The 18,058-nt window shown below is 70.6% G+C and carries 15 protein-coding genes; 13 read left to right on the forward strand and 2 right to left on the reverse strand.

Annotation, left to right across the window (positions count from 1 at the left end):
- Nucleotides 1-97: 97 nt before the first annotated feature.
- Nucleotides 98-616: an N-acetyltransferase family protein gene (locus AC067Z_RS30355; protein WP_478792848.1), complete on the reverse strand. Its 519-nt coding sequence runs from the start codon at nucleotides 614-616 to the stop codon at nucleotides 98-100.
- 105 nt (nucleotides 617-721) lie between these two features.
- Complete coding sequence (locus AC067Z_RS30360) at nucleotides 722-1,765, reverse strand: Rv2578c family radical SAM protein (RefSeq protein ID WP_478792849.1); 1,044 nt, start codon at nucleotides 1,763-1,765, stop codon at nucleotides 722-724.
- 137 nt (nucleotides 1,766-1,902) lie between these two features.
- On the opposite strand from AC067Z_RS30360, the gene AC067Z_RS30365 reads away from it, so the two are divergent.
- From AC067Z_RS30365 to AC067Z_RS30425, 13 genes are all read left to right on the forward strand, one after another.
- Nucleotides 1,903-2,346 carry an SRPBCC family protein gene (locus AC067Z_RS30365; RefSeq protein WP_478792850.1) on the forward strand — a complete coding sequence of 148 codons (444 nt, stop codon included), beginning with the start codon at nucleotides 1,903-1,905 and terminating at the stop codon, nucleotides 2,344-2,346.
- Between the two features lie 212 nt (nucleotides 2,347-2,558).
- Nucleotides 2,559-4,970, forward strand: coding sequence for an MFS transporter (locus tag AC067Z_RS30370; RefSeq protein WP_478792851.1), 2,412 nt, complete (start codon nucleotides 2,559-2,561; stop codon nucleotides 4,968-4,970).
- Nucleotides 4,971-5,158: 188 nt separating this feature from the next.
- Entirely contained in the window at nucleotides 5,159-7,552 is a 2,394-nt protein-coding gene (locus AC067Z_RS30375; protein WP_478792852.1) for an ATP-binding SpoIIE family protein phosphatase, read from the forward strand.
- 34 nt (nucleotides 7,553-7,586) lie between these two features.
- Nucleotides 7,587-8,498, forward strand: coding sequence for a DUF8017 domain-containing protein (locus tag AC067Z_RS30380; RefSeq protein WP_478792853.1), 912 nt, complete (start codon nucleotides 7,587-7,589; stop codon nucleotides 8,496-8,498).
- 114 nt (nucleotides 8,499-8,612) lie between these two features.
- Nucleotides 8,613-9,335 (forward strand): class I SAM-dependent methyltransferase, encoded by a 723-nt coding sequence (locus AC067Z_RS30385; RefSeq protein ID WP_478792854.1) that lies wholly within the window; start codon nucleotides 8,613-8,615, stop codon nucleotides 9,333-9,335.
- 96 nt (nucleotides 9,336-9,431) lie between these two features.
- Nucleotides 9,432-10,676: a hypothetical protein gene (locus AC067Z_RS30390; RefSeq protein WP_478792855.1), complete on the forward strand. Its 1,245-nt coding sequence runs from the start codon at nucleotides 9,432-9,434 to the stop codon at nucleotides 10,674-10,676.
- On the forward strand, nucleotides 10,676-12,271 hold the full coding sequence (locus tag AC067Z_RS30395) for a vWA domain-containing protein (protein ID WP_478792856.1): 1,596 nt from the start codon (nucleotides 10,676-10,678) through the stop codon (nucleotides 12,269-12,271). Before AC067Z_RS30390 ends, AC067Z_RS30395 begins: the two co-directional genes overlap by 1 nt.
- A complete protein-coding gene (locus AC067Z_RS30400; RefSeq protein WP_478792857.1) occupies nucleotides 12,255-13,031 on the forward strand; it encodes a hypothetical protein in 777 nt (258 codons plus the stop codon). Before AC067Z_RS30395 ends, AC067Z_RS30400 begins: the two co-directional genes overlap by 17 nt.
- A gap of 41 nt (nucleotides 13,032-13,072) precedes the next feature.
- Nucleotides 13,073-13,579 carry an Lrp/AsnC family transcriptional regulator gene (locus tag AC067Z_RS30405; RefSeq protein WP_478792858.1) on the forward strand — a complete coding sequence of 169 codons (507 nt, stop codon included), beginning with the start codon at nucleotides 13,073-13,075 and terminating at the stop codon, nucleotides 13,577-13,579.
- Nucleotides 13,580-13,738: 159 nt separating this feature from the next.
- Nucleotides 13,739-14,569 carry a dimethylargininase gene (ddaH, locus tag AC067Z_RS30410; protein WP_478792859.1) on the forward strand — a complete coding sequence of 277 codons (831 nt, stop codon included), beginning with the start codon at nucleotides 13,739-13,741 and terminating at the stop codon, nucleotides 14,567-14,569.
- Nucleotides 14,566-15,789 (forward strand): ornithine--oxo-acid transaminase, encoded by a 1,224-nt coding sequence (gene rocD, locus AC067Z_RS30415; protein WP_478792860.1) that lies wholly within the window; start codon nucleotides 14,566-14,568, stop codon nucleotides 15,787-15,789. The genes ddaH and rocD overlap by 4 nt, the downstream gene beginning before the upstream one ends.
- 99 nt (nucleotides 15,790-15,888) lie before the next feature.
- Nucleotides 15,889-16,725 (forward strand): M55 family metallopeptidase, encoded by an 837-nt coding sequence (locus AC067Z_RS30420; protein ID WP_478792861.1) that lies wholly within the window; start codon nucleotides 15,889-15,891, stop codon nucleotides 16,723-16,725.
- Complete coding sequence (locus tag AC067Z_RS30425) at nucleotides 16,718-18,055, forward strand: M20/M25/M40 family metallo-hydrolase (protein WP_478792862.1); 1,338 nt, start codon at nucleotides 16,718-16,720, stop codon at nucleotides 18,053-18,055. Before AC067Z_RS30420 ends, AC067Z_RS30425 begins: the two co-directional genes overlap by 8 nt.
- The last annotated feature ends 3 nt before the right edge of the window (nucleotides 18,056-18,058 follow it).

Raw genomic sequence — 18,058 nt, forward strand, 5'->3', positions numbered from 1 at the left:
AACCCACCCCAACCACCCACCACGGCAATCACACTGATCCCGCCCACCAAAACAACCAGCAAACACCAGAAAAAGACCTAAATCACCGGTATTGGGCCTAGCCCGCCAGCCGCCGTGCGTACCGCACTTCGGGGACCGCGACCCCGTCGACCTCGAACGGCTCCTCGGCCCCGTCCGGCAGAAATCCGGCGCGCTCGTAGAAGCGGCGGGCGCGCGCGTTCTCCTTCAGCACCCACAGCCACATCAGGGCGAATCCGCTCGCACGTGCCCGCCCGGTCAGCTCCGCCATCAGCGCGTGGCCGACGCCGGACGAGATGCGTTCGGGAAGGACATAGATGGCGTAGAGCTCGCAGGCCCCGGGCGGCGCGTCGTCGTCGCGTGCCGGTCCGTAGCAGCCCCAGCCGATCACGTCTCCGTCCCGCTCCGCGACCACGTTGGCCACCTCGGTGCCTTCGGCCAGATACCGCCGGCGCCGTACTGCGTCCTCCTCGACGCTCATCGCGTCCAGGTACGACTGGGGCATCAGCCCGGCGTACGCGTAACGCCAGCCGCCCACCCGGATCGCGGCGACCGCCTCGCAGTCGTCGACGGTCATGTCCCGCACCTTCACGGTCATCGGTCAGCGCCCTCCCTCGTCCTGCTGCTCCGCACACTGCCCGGTGATCCCCGCAGACGCCACCGAAAATCCGTTGCCCCGCCCGTGGGTACGGGTGGGCGGTGGTCAGAGCAGTGTCAGCTGGGTCGGCTCGTCCGCGGCGCGCAGCGCCTCGGGCTCGGGCCGCACCGGCAGGCGCCGGTGGCCGCCCGGCCGGGAGGAGGGCCCGATGCCGAACTCGGCCGCCAGCTCGTGCACATGGCGAGTGATCCGGCGCTGGTACCACTTGGGTGCGTAGGCGCCCTCCGCGTACAGGCGCTCGTACCGCGCGACCAGGTACGGATGGTGTTCGCGCAACCAGGCCATGAACCACTCGCGGGCGCCGGGCCGCAGGTGCAGCACGAGCGGGGTGACCGAGGTCGCCCCGGATGCGGCGATGGCGCGCACAGTCGCCCGCAGCTGGTCCGGATGGTCGCCGAGGAACGGGATGACCGGCGCCATCAGGACACCGCAGCCGATCCCCGCGTCCGTGAGGGCGCGCACGACGCCGAGCCGGCGCTCGGGAGAGGGGGTGCCGGGTTCGACGGTGCGCCACAGCTGCGGGTCGGTGAAGCCGACCGACACGGAGATGCCGACCTCGGTGACCTCGGCGGCCTGTTGCAGCAGATCGAGATCGCGCAGGATCAGCGTGCCCTTGGTCAGGATCGAGAACGGGTTCGCATGGTCGCGCAGGGCCGCGATGATGCCGGGCATCAGGCGGTAGCGGCCCTCGGCACGCTGGTAGCAGTCGACATTGGTGCCCATGGCGACATGTGCGCCCTGCCACTGGCGCGAGGCCAGCTGGCGGCGCAGCAGTTCGGGGGCGTTGACCTTCACCACGATCTGCGAGTCGAAGCCGAGACCGGTGTCGAGGTCGAGATAGCTGTGGGTCTTGCGGGCGAAGCAGTACACGCAGGCGTGCGTGCAGCCCCGGTAGGGGTTCACCGTCCATTCGAACGGCATCCGTGAGGCGCCGGGAACGCGGTTGAGGATCGAACGCGCACGCACCTCATGGAAGGTGATGCCCCGGAATTCGGGGGTGTCGAAGGTCCGGGTGGTGACCGCCGAGGTCCCGAACAGGGCGGCTTCCGCGGCCGTGGCGGGGCTGTCGGCCAGATTTTCCCAGCGCATGGGGAGCCTCCTCGTTCGCACTGACCCCAGAATAGAACACCTGTTCCCATGATCGAAGCAACCCGGATTTGGGGGGATCCGGCGGAGGTGGTTGGCTGGCGGCGTCCCGATGGATGCGATTGCTGGAGGAACAGGACATGGCGCAGGTCGAGGCCACCACGGAACGGATCATCTCGGCGGACGCGGAGACGGTGTTCGACGCCCTGGCCGACTACGAGGGCACGCGCGCGAAGCTCCTGCCCGAGCACTTCAGTGAGTACGAGGTCCGTGAGGGCGGCGACGGCGAGGGCACCCTCGTCCACTGGAAGCTCCAGGCCACCAGCAAGCGCATCCGCGACTGTCTGCTGGAGGTCACCGAGCCCACCGACGGCGAACTGGTCGAGAAGGACCGCAACTCCTCCATGGTCACCACCTGGCGCGTGACCCCGGCCGGTGAGGGGAAGTCCAAGGCTGTCGTCACCACCGTGTGGAACGGCGCGGGCGGCATCGGCGGATTCTTCGAGAAGACCTTCGCCCCCAAGGGACTCGGTCGCATCTACGACAGCGTGCTCGACAAGCTCGCCGCGCACGTCGAGAAGTAGGGCACCCGCACCTCACCGGTTCGAGTGGATTTCCCGCAGTGTGGTCGCGCGCCCCGCGTACCGCCACACCGCGGGAAAGCCCCTGATGGGCGCCCCAAGTGCGCCCCCGGCGCGCCCCGTTGGGGCCGCGACGCGACGCGTGCCCGACTTGCTCCCCCTTCATGTGCAATGCGAAGAATGACGCCGCGCAGCGTGACGAGGGGAGCTAGGACGTGGGCGGCATCACTCTGGTGAAGGACGAGCAGGCCGCACCGGCAGCCGCCGGCCCGGCGGACCCGCCGCCCCCGGACCCCGCCGCGTCCGCGCCCCTGAGCCCCCGGCGCGTACGGCTCGTCTTCATGGGCCTGATGCTCGCGCTGCTGCTCGCCGCGCTGGAGCAGATGATCGTCGCCACCGCGCTCCCGAAGATCGTGGGCGAACTGCAGGGCCTGGACCGCATGCCGTGGGCGATCACCGCGTATCTGCTCACGGCCACCATCGGACTTCCCGTCTACGGAAAGCTCGGCGATCTCTTCGGCCGCAAGGGCGTGTTCCAGTTCGCCATCGTCGTCTTCGTCGTCGGATCGGCGCTGGCAGGCTGGTCGCGGAGCATGAACGAACTGATCGCCTTCCGGGCCGTCCAGGGCATCGGTGCGGGCGGCCTCATGATCGGTGTGCAGGCGATCATCGCCGACATCGTCCCGCCGCGGGAACGCGGCCGCTTCATGGGCCTCATCGGCGCCGCGTTCGGACTCGCGTCCGTCGCCGGCCCGCTGCTGGGCGGATTCTTCACCGACCACCTCTCGTGGCGCTGGTGCTTCTACTTCAACGTCCCGTTCGGGCTGGTCACCCTGCTCGTGATCACGCTCGTACTCGAACTCCCCAGGCCCGCGGCCCGCGGGCGGCTCGATGTCCTCGGCACCCTGTTCCTCGCCGCCGCCTCCACCTGCCTCGTCCTGCTGACCAGTTGGGGCGGCACCGAGCACGCCTGGGACTCGCGTGTCATCCTCTCGCTGGGCGCCGGAGCGCTCGCAAGTACCGTGCTCTTCCTCGTCGTCGAGCACTTCGCGCCCGAACCGCTCATCCCGCTCCGCCTGTTCCGCGACCCGGTCTTCAACATCACCTCGCTCGTGGGGGCCGTCGTCGGCGTCGCCCTGTTCGGCGCCGCCAGCTACCTGCCCACCTTCCTCCAGATGGTCGCCGGGGCCAGCGCCACCGAGTCCGGCCTGCTGATGCTGCCCATGATGGGCGGCATCGTCATCGCGTCCATCGTCTCCGGCCAGCTCATCAGCCGCACCGGCCGCTACAGGATCTACCCCGTTCTCGGCGGTGCCGTCTCCGCCGTCGGAATGTGGTTGCTCTCCCGGCTCGACGCCGACACGCCGCGCCTCGAGTACAGCATCTGGCAGGCCGTGCTCGGCGTCGGCATCGGACTCGTGATGCCCGTGCTCATCCTCGCCGTGCAGAACGCCGTGCCGCCCGCCGACCTCGGCACCGCCACCAGCGCCAACAACTACTTCCGCCAGATCGGCGGCAGCGTCGGCGCCGCCGTCTTCGGCACCCTGTTCGCCGACCGGCTCACCGACGCGCTCGCCGAACGGCTCCCGGCAGGCGCCGGTCTGCCCGACCCCGCGTCCATCACGCCGCAGCTGGTGCACGCGATGCCGCCCGAGCTGCGGGACGGCTACATCCAGGCGTACGTGGACGCCATGCCCCGGATCTTCCTCTACCTCGTGCCGGTGCTCGTCCTCGGCCTGTTCATCGCCTTCTTCCTCAAGGAGAAACCGCTGGTGTCCCACAACGCCCCCGCCGCCGAGACCACCGCCGTTCCGCACGCCCGCACCGCCGCCGCCGGCACCCGGACCGCGGCGCCCGCCGCCAACGGCGCGGGTGTACCCGTGTGCGGCACCGTCCAGCACCACGACGGCACCAGCGTGCCGCGCGCCGCGCTCACCCTCATCGACGTCCAGGGGAAGCAGATCGGGCGCGGCGGGAGCGGCGAGGACGGGCGGTACGCACTGAGCGTGCCGGGCTCCGGCTCCTATGTACTGATCGCGGCCGCAGGCGGACACCAGCCGCAGGCCGTCACCGTCACCGTCGGCGAACGGCCCGTCGAACTCGACGTCGTACTCGGCGGAGCGGGCCGGCTCGCCGGAATCGTCGCCACCGCCGACGGCTCCCCGGTACGCGACGCGGCGGTCACCCTCACCGACGTCCGCGGCGACGTCGTCGCCACCACCCGCAGCGGACGGGAGGGCGGCTATGTGATGACGGACCTGGTGGCGGGGGAGTACACCCTGGCCGCCAGCGCCCCCGCCTTCCGGCCGGCCGCGCACCCCGTCAGCGTGCAGCCCTCGCGCGAGACCCGGCAGGACATCGAACTGGCCGGCGGCGCGGTGCTGCGCGGCACCGTGCGCGCGGGTGACGGGCGGCCCGTCGACGACGCCCGTGTCACGCTGCTCGATGCGGCGGGCAATGTCGTCGACACGCTGACCACAGGGCCGGACGGAACGTTCCGCTTCGTGGATCTGTCGTCGGGCGAGTACACCGTCATCGCTGCCGGTTACCCGCCGGTCGCCACCGTGCTCCAGGTGGCGGGCGGCGGGCGCACCGAGCGCGACCTCCAGCTCGGACACGCCGACTGACCTGCGTGCGCCCCGTGGCGCGCCCGGCGCGTCAGGGCAACCGGGCGGTACCGTCGCCGAGGTGACCGCACGTCAATTCCGCGCGGGCGCACCACCTGTTCGGCAGTTGACCGGCGGCCGGGCGCCGCAGCGCCTTACCGTGGTGACAGGGCCGCAGTTCCGGGCGGCGGGGAAGGAGCGCTCCACCCATGGACAGTGGTGTTCCGCCGACACCGCCGCAGCAGTACGTCGCGGCCGGCCGGATTCCGCTTGCTGTGGTCGTCGTGGACGGCCACGGTCTCGTGTCGCACTGGTCCACCGGCGCACGTCGTCTCTTCGGCCCCGCGCGCGAGGCCGCCGTCGGCAGGCCCGCGGTCGAGCTGCTGCCCGTATTCGGCGCACTCGCCACCGACGCCGGGGACGACTTCGTCGACGGATACGGCGGGCCCGGCCGCGACGCCCGAACCGGCGCCCTCCCCGACTATCCGGCCGCGGGTCGCGCGCGGCTCTCGGACCCCGGCAGTGACCGGATCGACGTGCTGTGGTGGGCGTACCCGATGGTCGGCCCCGGCAGGGAGCGCCTCCTGGTCCTGGCCGCGGACGCGAGCCGGTTCGCCGGCGAGGACGAGAGCGTCGAGCGCATCGCCCCCGGCTTCGCCCTGCACACCGACTTCCCCGGCTTCGACGAACTCGCCCGCAGGCTCCCCGAGATCCTGCCCAGCATGAGTGTGCAGGAGTCGACCCGGATCGTCTCCCAGATCCTCGATCTCGGCTATCCCGTACTGGAGTTCAGCCACCACGACCGGGTGCCCGTCACCCCGGACTGGGGTGTGCCCCAGCGCGCCGGGCGGCTCGCGCGGCGCCGTGCCGCACAGGAGACCGCGGCGGCGGGGCACCCCGTCGTGGGGGAGGAACCGGAGGAGGACCTCGAATACGCCGCGGTCCGCGAGCGGCTGGAGTTCCTCAACGAGGTCAGCGGCCGCATCGGCTCCTCGCTCGACCTGGCCCGCACGATCCAGGAGGTCAGCGCCGCAGTCGTGCCGCGCTTCACCGATGTCGCGGGCACCTATCTGCGCGAACAGGTCATCGCGGGCGAGGGCTTCCCCGACGGGCCGCCGGACGAGACGACGATGTGGCACCGCGTCGCCGTGGAACACGTCGACGAGCCGGGCCGGTGGGACGATGTCGTACCGGTCGGCGAGTCCATGCCGTTCCCCGCGCACACCCCGTTCTTCCGGTGCATGACCACGGGCGAGCCCGTCCTCGTGCCCCGGATCAGCGAGCAGATGGGCACCGCCATCGCCTCGCAGTTCGAGAAGCGGGACATCCGTCCGCTGATCAGCGGACGTTCGATGCTCGTCGTCCCGCTGAAGGCGCGCAACGTCGTGCTCGGCTTCATGATCCTGCTGCGTCACCCAGGGCGCGCCCTGTTCAACGACATGGACAAGGTCACCGGCGCCGAACTGGCCGCGCGCGCCGGTCTCGTGCTCGACAACGCGCGGATGTACACGTACCAGGAGAACGTCGCCGAGACCCTCCAGGACTCGATGCTCCCCCAGGTCACTCCCCGCATGGCGGGCTGCGACACCGCCACCCGCTACCTTCCGGGCACCCTGCTCGGACGCGTCGGCGGCGACTGGTTCGACACCGTCAAACTGCCCGGCTCGCGCACCGCCCTCGTCGTCGGGGACGTGATGGGCCACGGCCTCAACTCCGCAGCGATGATGGGCCAGTTGCGCACGGCCGTGCAGACGATGGCCGCGCTCGACCTGCCGCCCGCCCAGCTGCTGCGCAATCTCGACGATCTCGCCCAGCGCCTTGGCGAGCACTACCTCGCCACCTGCCTCTACGCGGTCTACGACCCGATCCGGGGCGAACTGGAACTGGCCAACGCCGGCCATGTACCACCCGTCGTCGTCCGCGCCGAGGACGGCCGCAGCGATCTCCTTGAGCTGCCGACCGGAGCACCGATCGGTGTCGGCGGGGTGCCGTTCACCAGTGTCCGGGTGAAGGTGGCGCCCGGCGACCGGCTAGTGATGTGCACCGACGGACTGGTCGAGGTGCGCGGCGAGGACATCGGCGTGGGCCTGGCCACTCTCTGCGAGTCCGCGGCCCACCCCGCGGCGTCCATGGATGCCGCCTGCGACACCATCATCCGCGCGCTCAACACGCGAGGCGGCCGCAAGGACGACGTCGCCCTGCTGATGGCCCGCCTCAACGGCATCGAGCCCGAGGCCGTTGCCGCCTGGGAACTGTCCCTGGAGCCGCGTGAGGCGGCCAGGGCCCGCTGGCTCGCGAGCGGGCAGCTCGCGGCCTGGGGGCTGACCGCGCTCACGGACACCGTGGGACAGCTCGTCGGCGAGCTCGTCGCCAACGCGGTGCAGCATGCCGACGGGCGGCGCGCCGAACTGCGCCTCGTGCGGGCCGAATCGCTGCTGTGCGAGCTGGCCGACGACGATCACATGCTGCCGACGATGCGCGACACGCGCCCGGACGACGAGCGGGGGCGAGGGCTGAGGGTGGTGAGCAGCCTCGCGCGCGAGTGGGGCACCAGCCGTACGGCCCGGGGCAAGACGGTGTGGTGCGAAGTGTCCCTGCCGTAACGGCCCGGGAGGCGGCGTTCTAGGGTTGTCGGCCATGTGGCCAGGACAGCAGCAACCGGACGGCAATCCGTACCAGCAGAACCCCCCGCACCAGCAGCCCGGCCCGTACGGGCAGTCGGGGCAGCCGTGGAATGCGCCCACCGAGCCCGCCGGCGTGCCCACCGCACGGGGCGGTGGACGCGGCAGCGCCACGGTCGCCGCGGTTGTCGCGGCCGCCGCCGTGGTGGTGGCCGCCGCGGTCACCGGGTACCTCGTCCTGGGCGGCGACGGCGACGACAAGGCGGAGCCGCCCGTGCCGACCGTCTCCGCGAGCGGCTCGACGGCCACCGACAACCCGCGCCGGGGCAACGGGCCGCAGCCCACCGTGGCCGGTTGGAAGGCCGTGCTGAACCCGAGGACCGGCATCGTCTTCGACGTACCGCCCGAGTGGGCCCTCAAGTCGGCGGACTGGGCGACCTACGTCTCCGAGGACAGCGACCCCGAGGACAAGCCCCTCATCGGCTTCGCCGGCCCCGCGGTGCTCAAGGAGAAGTGGTGCCAGTCCGACGAGGACAGGGACGGCAGCAAGGAGGACATCCCTCTCGCGGAGGCAGGCTCCCGCACGGAGCGCACCGCGCGCAGTCCCGAGGAGGCCGCCAGGGACAACGCTTCGCTGTGGGTCTACGGCCTCTACACGCAGCCGGACAAGGCGAAGGTGCGGGCCGGCGCGTCGGAGGAGTTCACCACCGCGTCGGGCATCAAGGGCAGCCTGGCGACCGCCGAGTCCTCGGGCGTCGAGCGGAAGGGCAAGTGCGACACCGACGGGAGTGCCACCGTTTTCGCGTTCAAGAGCCCGAAGGGCGACATCCTCTCCTGGACCATCCTCGGGGCGAAGGGCGTCGGGGAAGAGGTCCCGGAGGCGACCGTGCGGAAGATCCTGGCGACCGTACGGCTTTCCGAGGAGTGACGCGGACGGGTGTCGAACGCGGAGTGAAGGTATGTGCCGGGTCCTTGTGGCGGTAACGCGGGCGCGCTAAACCGATCTTGACGCCATGTCACACCTTGGGGAGCTGATGCGTTCATGAGCGTGACGAGCCGGTACCGGAACGCGTGGGAGTCCTTCTGGAGCGAGACCTCCGACGAACCGGGGGAGGTGTTCTGGGACGCGGAACCGGTGCTCACCGCCGTCATCCATCTTGCGCGGTTCGAGCCGCACATCGTCGATCCCGCCCTGACGCTGGTCGACCTGGGCTGCGGCAACGGCACCCAGACACTCTTCCTCGCCGACCGCTTCACCTCCGTCCTGGGCGTCGATCTCGCGCCCGCCGCCATCGCGCGCGCCCGGCGCCGGGACAAGACGGGCGAGGCGCGGTTCAGGGAGCTGGACGCCGCGGACCCGACGCACGTCTCCCAGCTGCACGCCGAGCTGGGCGACAGCAACGTGTACATGCGCGGAGTGCTCCACCAGAGCGAAGCGCAGGACAGGCAGCCGCTCGTCGACTCCATCGCCGCCCTGGTCGGGCAGCGTGGCCGCGCCTTCGTCGTCGAGCCGGCGGAGGAGGCCGGGCGTCAGCTGATGGGGCTCGCCCAGGGCCCGGCGGGCCCACCGCCCAAGCTGCAGCCCGTGCTCCGGCACGGCATCGCGCCTGCCGCCGTGAGCGACGCCGAGGTCCTGGACCTGTTCCGTACGGCGGGACTCACGGTCCTGGCGAGCGGCGGACTGCCGTTGACCACCACCGAGTACACCACTGCCGGATCCCGGATCGAGATTCCCTCCAACTGGCTTGTGGTGGGTGGGAGTTGATACCACGGGGCATCCTATTGTTCACCGCGGGTCGTCCCGATCGCCCGCGGTGAGCAGCCCGGGAGCGGGAGACTGGTGCGGGAGTAGGGGGCGCCTGTGGCAGCGGGGGAGAGAAGGGCCGCCGCGGAACCGCGGCTGAGCATCCGGCGGGAGTCGCGTACGGCCTGGTCGCGGCGCAGCTTTCTGGTGACCGTGCTGCCGCTGCTCGCGCTCGTACTGACCGGCACCGCGGCGCTCGCTGTCTCGGGGAACATCCTGCTGCCCGCAACCCGGGTCGTCACCCTCGAAGGGAAGATGGCGTCCAAGCGGGACTTCTTCGAGGACCCGGAGGTCCGACGGATCCTGCTGAAGCACCATCTCCGCGTCCACATCACCAGTTCCGGTTCGCGCGAGGTCGCCGTGCGCGACGTGTCCTCGTACGACTTCGTCTTCCCCTCCGGGCAGCCCGCAGGGGACCTGATCACCGGCGAGCGCGCGGCACGGAACGAATACGCCAAGGTGCACCGCCCCTTCGTCAGCCCTATCGTGCTGCCCACCTACCGCCAGTACGCCGACACCCTCGTCGCCGAAGGCATCGCGACCCCGCAACGCGGCCCGGACGCGGACCGGCCGTACTACTACGTGCTGGACATGCCGAAGTTCCTGCGCTACATCGACGAGAAGCGCCGGTGGAACGACATCGGGATCCAGCGCCAGGGGATCACCAACGCCAACAGGATCGTCGCCCAGACCCCCGACGTCTGCGGCTCCAACTCGGCCGGCACGTATCTGGCGCTGGTCGCCTTCACCTGGCGCGGCGACGGGGACGAGGTGCCGGACAACGACGCGGAGGCCGACGAGCGCGCCCGCGGCATCAGGCACCTCATGGAACAGGGACTGCCGGCCGCCGACGTCTTCCGCACCTACCTCTCGCCCGAGGGCAAGAACATCGCCCCCGTCGTCGTCGCCTACGAGCACCAGTACCTCGCCTACCAGGTGCGCCACCGGGAACAGGCAAAGGAGCCCGACGCCCAGCGCGTACTGCTGTACCCGTCCGGGCAGTTCGTCACCCAGCCGCAGTTCATCGCGCTCAACGAGGACGGCGACCGGCTCGGGGAACTGATCACCCACGACCCCGAGCTGCGGCGCCGCGCCATGGAGCTCGGTTTCCGCATCCTCGACCCCACGGGCCAGGTCGCGGGCGACCAGCTCACCGGCTTCCTCCGGGACCGTGGCATCCCCGTCCCCGCCATCCGCGGTGACGACACCCGTACTGCCATGCCCCGGCTGCGGTACCTGGAACGGATGATCTCCGTCGTCGGGGACTGCCCCGCCGTCGGCGCCGTGCCCGGACGGCCCTGATGGGTGCGCCCGGCGGCCGCGGCCGCCTGATGCCCCTGTGCCTGGCGTTCCTGTGGCTCGTGGCGGCCACCGCCTGCTCCACGGGACGCCCGGACCCGGTCACTCTGCGGGTGCTGGCCAGCTCGGAACTCGCCGACATGGGCCCCCTGCTCGACGATCTGCGCCGGGAGACCGGCATCACGCTGGAGATGGACCACAGGGGGACGGTGGACGCCGGAAACGAACTGGCCGGCCCCGGCGCACGACGGCACGACCTCGCCTGGCTCTCCTCGGACCGCTACTACCTGCTCAGGGCCAAGGCGAACGGCGACAGCAGGGAGAAGCCGCTGACCACCAACATCATGCGATCACCCGTCGTGATCGGAATGAAACGCGGCACCGCCGAACGGATGCGCCGGAACGCGCCGACCGGGCGGATCTCCTGGGCCGACGCAGCCGACGCGGCGGCCGACGGATCACTGCGTTTCGGCATGGCCGACCCCCGGCACACCAACAGCGGTCTCGCCGCGCTCGTCGGTGTGGCGACCGCTGCCGCCGGGACCGGCGCCGCCCTGCGGCCGGACGACGTGTCCTGCGACCGGCTGCGCGGGTTCTTCGCCGGACACGCCCTCACGGGCGATGCCTCAGGCACGCTCGTCGACGACTTCGTGGCGCGCCAGGGCGAACTGAACGCCCTGATCACCTACGAGTCGGAGCTGCTCGCCCTCAACAACAGCGGCCGGCTCGACGAACCGCTGGAGATCGTCTACCCCGAGGACGGCATGGTGCTGTCCGACTACCCGCTGCTGCTCCTCGACCCGGCCGAGCGCCCGGCGTACGACCGGCTGGTGGACTGGCTGCGCAGTGAACCGGTCCAGAAGAAGATCATGGAGCGCACCCTTCGCCGTCCGATCGATCCTTCCGTCGCCCGCACCCCGCCCCTGCGCGAACCGGTCGGCAACGCCCTGTACTTCCCCGACGACCAGAAGGTCGTCGACCGGCTCCTCGCCGACTACGGGGACCCCCGGCGCGACCGCACCGCCCACGTGATCTTTCTGCTCGACTTCTCCACCTCGATGCGCGGCGGCCGCATCGAGGGACTGCGCGCCACCTTCGACGGGCTCACTGGCGACGACGACTCGCGGTCGGGCAAGTTCGTCCGGTTCTACAAGGGGGAGACGCTGACCGTGATGCGGTTCGGCGGGCGCGTCCTGGAGGAGCGGAGCGTCACCTACGAACGGCCCGCCGACCTGGACCGGCTGCGCAGTCTCGTCGCCGCCGACGACTTCGACGACAGCACCGCGATCTGGACCTCGCTCGACCACGCCTACCGCGGCGTCGCCGAGGTGCTGCGCAAGAGGCCCGGACGCGGCGTCTCCATCGTGCTGATGACCGACGGGGAGAACACCGCCGGGATCGGCCTCGACGACTTCGTCCGCCGCCATGCCCGGCTGCCGGAGAACAGCCGCGCGGTGCGCACGTACACCATCCGCTACGGCGAGGCGGACACCGCCGAACTCGACCGAGGGGCACGGGCGACGGGCGGCCGCATGGTCGACGCCACCGACCGGTCCCTCCTCAGCGCATTCAAGGAGATCCGTGGGTGTGTTCAGTGAGGCGTGGTGGGGCGTCTGGTGGCCCTGGCTGCTGCTGTGGCTGCTGACCGTCGTGGCGGCGGTGGCGCTGATCGTGCTGACCGTGCTCCGGCTGACCCGGCGCAGGCATGCCGGCGGCCGTAATCCGACGTACAGCATCTGCTTCTATCTGCACGAGCGGTCGGTCATGGACCACTACCAGATGCGCGGCTACGCGGCGGCGCTGCGCAAGGAGGTCGAGCAGCGCACCAGTGACAGCAAGGACGGCACGGTGCGGGCCAAGGTCTTCGGGGTGAGCGCGGGCGCCGGCCGCAAGGACAACAGCGAGATCGTCAGCAAGTACATGGAGGTCGCCGAACCCATCTCGGTGATCGGCGTGATCATGGATGTGCTGGAGGAGAACGACGTCATCGTCCATGTCGACCTGATGGGCGAGACGGTACGGCGCAATGCCGCGCTGTCCCGGGCGCTGGCGAACGCCCCGCGTTCCGCCGCGGCCGCCCCGGGAACCGTACGGCTGCGCGACATCGAGGACTTCGTCCTCATCCGCGGCCGGTTCCGCAAGATCGGGGAATCGCCCGACATCACGGTCCTCCTCGCCCCCTACGGCGATGTCGACCATGCCTCCGCAGGGCCGCGGGTCCGGGTCACCTGCGCCACCGAGGGGCTGCGCAACGAGGTGCCGGAGGGCACCTTCTCCGCCCGCTGCCTCGGTAAGGTCCAGGACTGGAATGCCGACGAGGCCGTGCTGGAAGTGCAGGCCATGGCGATTTTCCGGTAGGGTCCGCGCGCTACTGGGCCGCCGTCCGGAGGATCACTGACATGACAAACACATCCGCGCCGTTCGACGAGCTGGACCGCAAGATCGTCGCGGCACTGGTCGCGAACGCACGGACGAGTTTCACCGAGATCGGCACTGCCATCGGTCTCTCGGCGACCGCCGTGAAACGCCGCGTGGACCGGATGCGCGAGAACGACATCATCACCGGCTTCACCACCACCGTGCGCCCCGCCGCCCTGGGCTGGCGCACCGAGGCGTACGTCGAGGTCTACTGCGACAGCGCCGCCCCGCCCCGCCGCCTCGCCGAAGTCGTGCGCGACTACCCCGAGATCATGGCCGCGATGACAGTGACCGGCGGCGCCGACGCCCTGCTGCACGTCAGGGCCAGGGACGTGGAGCACTTCGAGGAGGTGCTGGAGCGCATCCGGGCGGAGCCGTTCATCCGCAAGACGATCAGCTACATGGTGCTGTCCCACCTGCTCACCGGCAGCCCGGAGGCTGGTGCGGCACTCGCGGCGCCCCAGGTGGAACCCGCCGAGGGTGCGTGACGCAAACCGTCGCGGAAACGCCCTACGACGCAGCATTCCTGCGTGTATACGCAGCTCCTGTTTCTTGTCGCCCGTCCGTCCCGATTCCTACCGTGGAGATGTCACCGGACACCGGACACCGGACAACGGATTTCGCGACGAAGCGGGAGGAATCACTCGGTGCCACCCAGACGTGTGCCTCGGCCCAGGCGTTACCTGGTCTGTGAACCCCGGTATTACGACGTGCAGTACGCCATCAACCCCTGGATGAGCCAGAACACCGCGGTCGACCACGGCCTCGCCCGCGACCAGTGGGCATCCCTCGTCGACACCTATCTCGGCCTCGGTCACACCGTGGACCATGTGAAGCCGGAGCCCGGCCTCGTGGACATGGTGTTCGCCGCGAACTCGGCGCTCGTCCTCGGCGGCCGCGTCTTCGGCTCCCGTTTCCACGCCCCGGAGCGCCGTGGCGAGGAAGCCGCGTACGAGACGTGGTTCAAGACCGCCGGATTCGACGTGCACCGGCCCGAGTCGGTGTGCGAGGGCGAGGGCGACCTCGCACCCGCCGGCGGCTTCATCCTCGCCGGCACGGGATTCCGCACCATTCCCGCCGCCCATCGCGAGGTGCAGGAGTTCTTCGGCGTACCCGTGATCGGCCTTCAGCTGACCGACCCGTACTTCTACCACCTGGACACCGCGCTGTTCGTCCTCGACGACGGCAGCGGGGACGACGAGGCGAACATCGCCTACTACCCGGACGCCTTCTCGCCGGGCAGCCGCGAGGTGCTGGAGCGCATGTTCCCCGACGCGGTGACGGCGACCCGCGAGGACGCCATGGCCTTCGGGCTCAACTCCGTCTCCGACGGCCACCACGTCGTCGTCGCCCCGCAGGCCGAGGGTCTCATCGGCCGGCTCGAATCCCACGGCTACGTCCCTGTCCCCGTCGACCTGTCCGAGTTCCACAAGGCAGGCGGCGGCATCAAGTGCTGCACCCAGGAGATCCGCGCATGACCCTCACGCCCGAGCGCACCGAGCGCTCCTCCGCCGAACTGATCCGTGCCGAGGACACCACCCTCGCGCACAACTACCACCCGCTGCCCGTCGTCGTCGCCCGTGCAGAGGGCGTCTGGGTCGAGGATGTCGAGGGCCGCCGCTACCTGGACATGCTGGCCGGCTACTCGGCACTGAACTTCGGCCACCGCCATCCCGGCCTGATCGCCGCCGCCCATCGCCAGCTCGACGAGGTCACCCTCACCTCGCGGGCCTTCCACAACGACAAGCTCGCCGGATTCGCGGAAGGTCTCGCCGCGCTGACCGGCCTCGACATGACCCTGCCGATGAACACCGGCGCCGAAGCGGTCGAGAGCGCCATCAAGATCGCCCGTAAATGGGCGTACGAGGTCAAGGGCGTCGCCCCCGACAGCGCCACGATCGTCGTCGCCGACGGCAACTTCCACGGCCGCACCACCACGATCGTCAGCTTCTCCACCGACGAGAGCGCCCGCGGCGGGTTCGGCCCCTTCACGCCCGGCTTCCGCGTCGTGCCGTACAACGACCTCGCCGCGCTCGAAGCGGCCGTCGACGAGACCACCGCGGCCGTGCTCATCGAACCCATCCAGGGCGAGGCGGGCGTCCTCATCCCGGACGACGGCTATCTCGCGGGCGTGCGGGACCTGACCCGCCGCGAGGGCTGCCTGTTCATCGCCGACGAGATCCAGTCCGGCCTCGGACGCACGGGCACCACGCTCGCCGTCGACCATGAATCCGTCCGGCCCGACCTGCTGCTGCTCGGCAAGGCGCTCGGCGGCGGCATCGTCCCCGTGTCCGCGGTCGTCGGCAGGCGCGACGTCATGTCCGTCCTGCGTCCCGGCGAGCACGGCTCCACGTTCGGCGGCAACCCGTTGTCCGCCGCAGTCGGTTCGGCCGTCGTCGATCTGCTCGCGACGGGCGAGTACCAGAGCAGGGCGGCCGAGCTGGGCGAGGTGCTGCGCGCCGGGCTCGACACTCTGGTGGGCAAGGGTGTCGTCGGATTCCGGGCCAGAGGGCTGTGGGCGGGCGTCGACATCGACCCGGCGATCGGCACCGGCCGCGCGATCAGCGAACGGCTGATGGCCGAGGGAATCCTCGTCAAGGACACCCACGGCTCCACCATCCGGCTCGCCCCGCCGCTGACGATCACCCGCGAGGAGCTGTCGACGGCGCTCGCCACGCTCGAGAAGGTATTGGGATAGACCACCCCTTCGACGGGAAGATCTACCGGTCTACACTCGCGCTGCCGCCACGTGCACCGTCGTGGCGGCAGCGCCGCGCGAGGTGGAACGGAGAAGGCTGTGAAGATCCTGATCAGCGCCGACATGGAGGGCGCCACGGGCGTGACCTGGCCGGCCGACGTGCTTCCGGGGACACCCCAGTGGGAACGCTGCCGGTCGATGTTCACCTCCGACGTCAATGCCGCCGTTCTCGGCTTCTTCGACGGCGGCGCCGACGAGGTGCTCATCAACGAGGCGCACTGGTCCATGCGCAACCTCCTGCTGGAGCAGCTCGACGAGCGCGCCCAGATGCTCACCGGCCGCCACAAGTCGCTCTCGATGGTCGAAGGCGTGCAGCACGGCGACGTCGACGGCATCGCCTTCGTCGGTTACCACACCGGCGCGGGCACCGAAGGGGTCCTCGCCCACACCTATCTGGCGAACTCCATCACGGGCGTCTGGCTGAACGGGGTCCGCGCGAGCGAGGGACTGCTCAACGCCAACGTCGTCGCCGAGTACGGCGTGCCCGTCGTCCTCGTCACCGGGGACGACCTCACCTGCGAGGACGCGCTCGGGTACGCGCCCGGCGCGCTCAAGGTCGCCGTCAAGGACCACGTCTCGCGCTACGCGGCCGTCTGCCGCACCCCCACCCGCACCGCGGCCGACATCCGTGCCGCCGCCAAGGAGGCCGCCGCCCTCGCCGTACGCCACGACCCGGTGCGGGGCGGGCCGTTCACCGTGGAGCTGGAGTTCGACGCCGAACATCTGGCGGCCGCCGCCACCGTCGTGCCCGGAGTGGCACGGGCCCGCGGCGAGCGCCGCGTCGCGTACACCAGCGAGACCATGTACGAGGGCATTCGCACATTCAAGGCGGTCACGACGATCGTCTCCGCCGCCGTGGAGGAGCAGTATGGCTGACGTGACCGAAACGCCAGTGGATGCCCAGTCCCTCGACGAAGTGGTGACGTTCACCTCCGAACTCATCCGCATCGACACCACCAACCGCGGCGGCGGCGACTGCCGGGAACGGCCCGCCGCCGAATACGTCGCCGAGCGTCTTGCCGACGCCGGACTCGAACCCACCCTGCTGGAACGGACCGAGGGCCGTACCAATGTCGTGGCCCGGATCGAGGGCACCGACCCGTCGGCCGACGCCCTCCTCGTCCACGGACATCTCGACGTGGTTCCTGCGGACGCCGCCGAATGGACCGTGCACCCCTTCTCCGGCGAGGTGCGCGACGGCGTCGTGTGGGGCCGCGGCGCGGTCGACATGAAGAACATGGACGCGATGATCCTCGCCGTCGCACGGGCCTGGTCACGGCACGGCGTGCGGCCCCGGCGCGACATCGTGATCGCTTACACCGCCGACGAGGAGGACAGCGCGATCGACGGATCGACCTTCCTCGCCGAGCAGCACGCCGGCCTCTTCGAGGGCTGTACGGAAGGCATCAGCGAGTCCGGTGCCTTCTCCTTCCACGCCGGTCCCGGGATGACGCTCTACCCCATCGCGGCCGGGGAGCGCGGCACCGCCTGGCTGAAGCTCACCGCCCACGGCAGGGCAGGTCACGGCTCCAAGGTCAACCGTTCCAACGCGGTGACCCGGCTGGCCGCCGCCATCACCCGGATCGGCGAGCACCAGTGGCCGGTGCGGCTGACGCCCACCGTCCGGGCGGCACTGACCGAACTGGCGGCGCTGCACGGCATCGAGACCGATGTGCATGCCCGCGACTTCGACGTCGACGCCCTGATGGTCAAGCTCGGCCCGGCAGCCGCGCTCGTCGAGCCGACCGTGCGCAACAGCGCCAACCCGACGATGCTGGACGCCGGCTACAAGGTCAATGTGATCCCCGGACAGGCCACGGCCTTCGTGGACGGGCGGATGCTGCCCGGTGCCGAGGTCGAGTTCCAGGAGACCATGGACCGCCTGACCGGCCCGGATGTCGAGTGGGAGTTCCACCACCGCGAGATTCCGCTGCAGGCTCCCGTCGACTCGCCGACGTTCGCCAAACTGCGCGCGGCCATCGAGAAGTTCGCCCCGGAGGGGCACACGGTGCCGTTCTGCATGGGCGGCGGCACCGACGCCAAGCAGTTCTCCCGGCTGGGCATCACCGGCTACGGCTTCTCCCCGCTGAGGCTGCCGCCGGGCTACGACTACGCGGCCATGTTCCACGGAGTCGACGAACGCGTTCCCGTCGATGCGCTGCACTTCGGCGTCCGCGTGCTCGACCACTATCTGCAGACCGCGTAGGGA

It is taken from the genome of Streptomyces sp. NPDC043812, from assembly GCF_056436245.1.

Excerpts from the sequence above, each read along its gene's own strand:
- AC067Z_RS30355 (WP_478792848.1), bottom strand. The coding sequence starts at position 616 with ATGACCGTGAAGGTGCGGGACATGACCGTCGACGACTGCGAGGCGGTC.
- AC067Z_RS30360 (WP_478792849.1), bottom strand. The coding sequence starts at position 1,765 with ATGCGCTGGGAAAATCTGGCCGACAGCCCCGCCACGGCCGCGGAAGCC.
- AC067Z_RS30365 (WP_478792850.1), top strand. The coding sequence starts at position 1,903 with ATGGCGCAGGTCGAGGCCACCACGGAACGGATCATCTCGGCGGACGCG.
- AC067Z_RS30375 (WP_478792852.1), top strand. The coding sequence starts at position 5,159 with ATGGACAGTGGTGTTCCGCCGACACCGCCGCAGCAGTACGTCGCGGCC.
- AC067Z_RS30380 (WP_478792853.1), top strand. The coding sequence starts at position 7,587 with ATGTGGCCAGGACAGCAGCAACCGGACGGCAATCCGTACCAGCAGAAC.
- AC067Z_RS30385 (WP_478792854.1), top strand. The coding sequence starts at position 8,613 with ATGAGCGTGACGAGCCGGTACCGGAACGCGTGGGAGTCCTTCTGGAGC.
- AC067Z_RS30395 (WP_478792856.1), top strand. The coding sequence starts at position 10,676 with ATGGGTGCGCCCGGCGGCCGCGGCCGCCTGATGCCCCTGTGCCTGGCG.
- AC067Z_RS30405 (WP_478792858.1), top strand. The coding sequence starts at position 13,073 with ATGACAAACACATCCGCGCCGTTCGACGAGCTGGACCGCAAGATCGTC.
- rocD (WP_478792860.1), top strand. The coding sequence starts at position 14,566 with ATGACCCTCACGCCCGAGCGCACCGAGCGCTCCTCCGCCGAACTGATC.
- AC067Z_RS30425 (WP_478792862.1), top strand. The coding sequence starts at position 16,718 with ATGGCTGACGTGACCGAAACGCCAGTGGATGCCCAGTCCCTCGACGAA.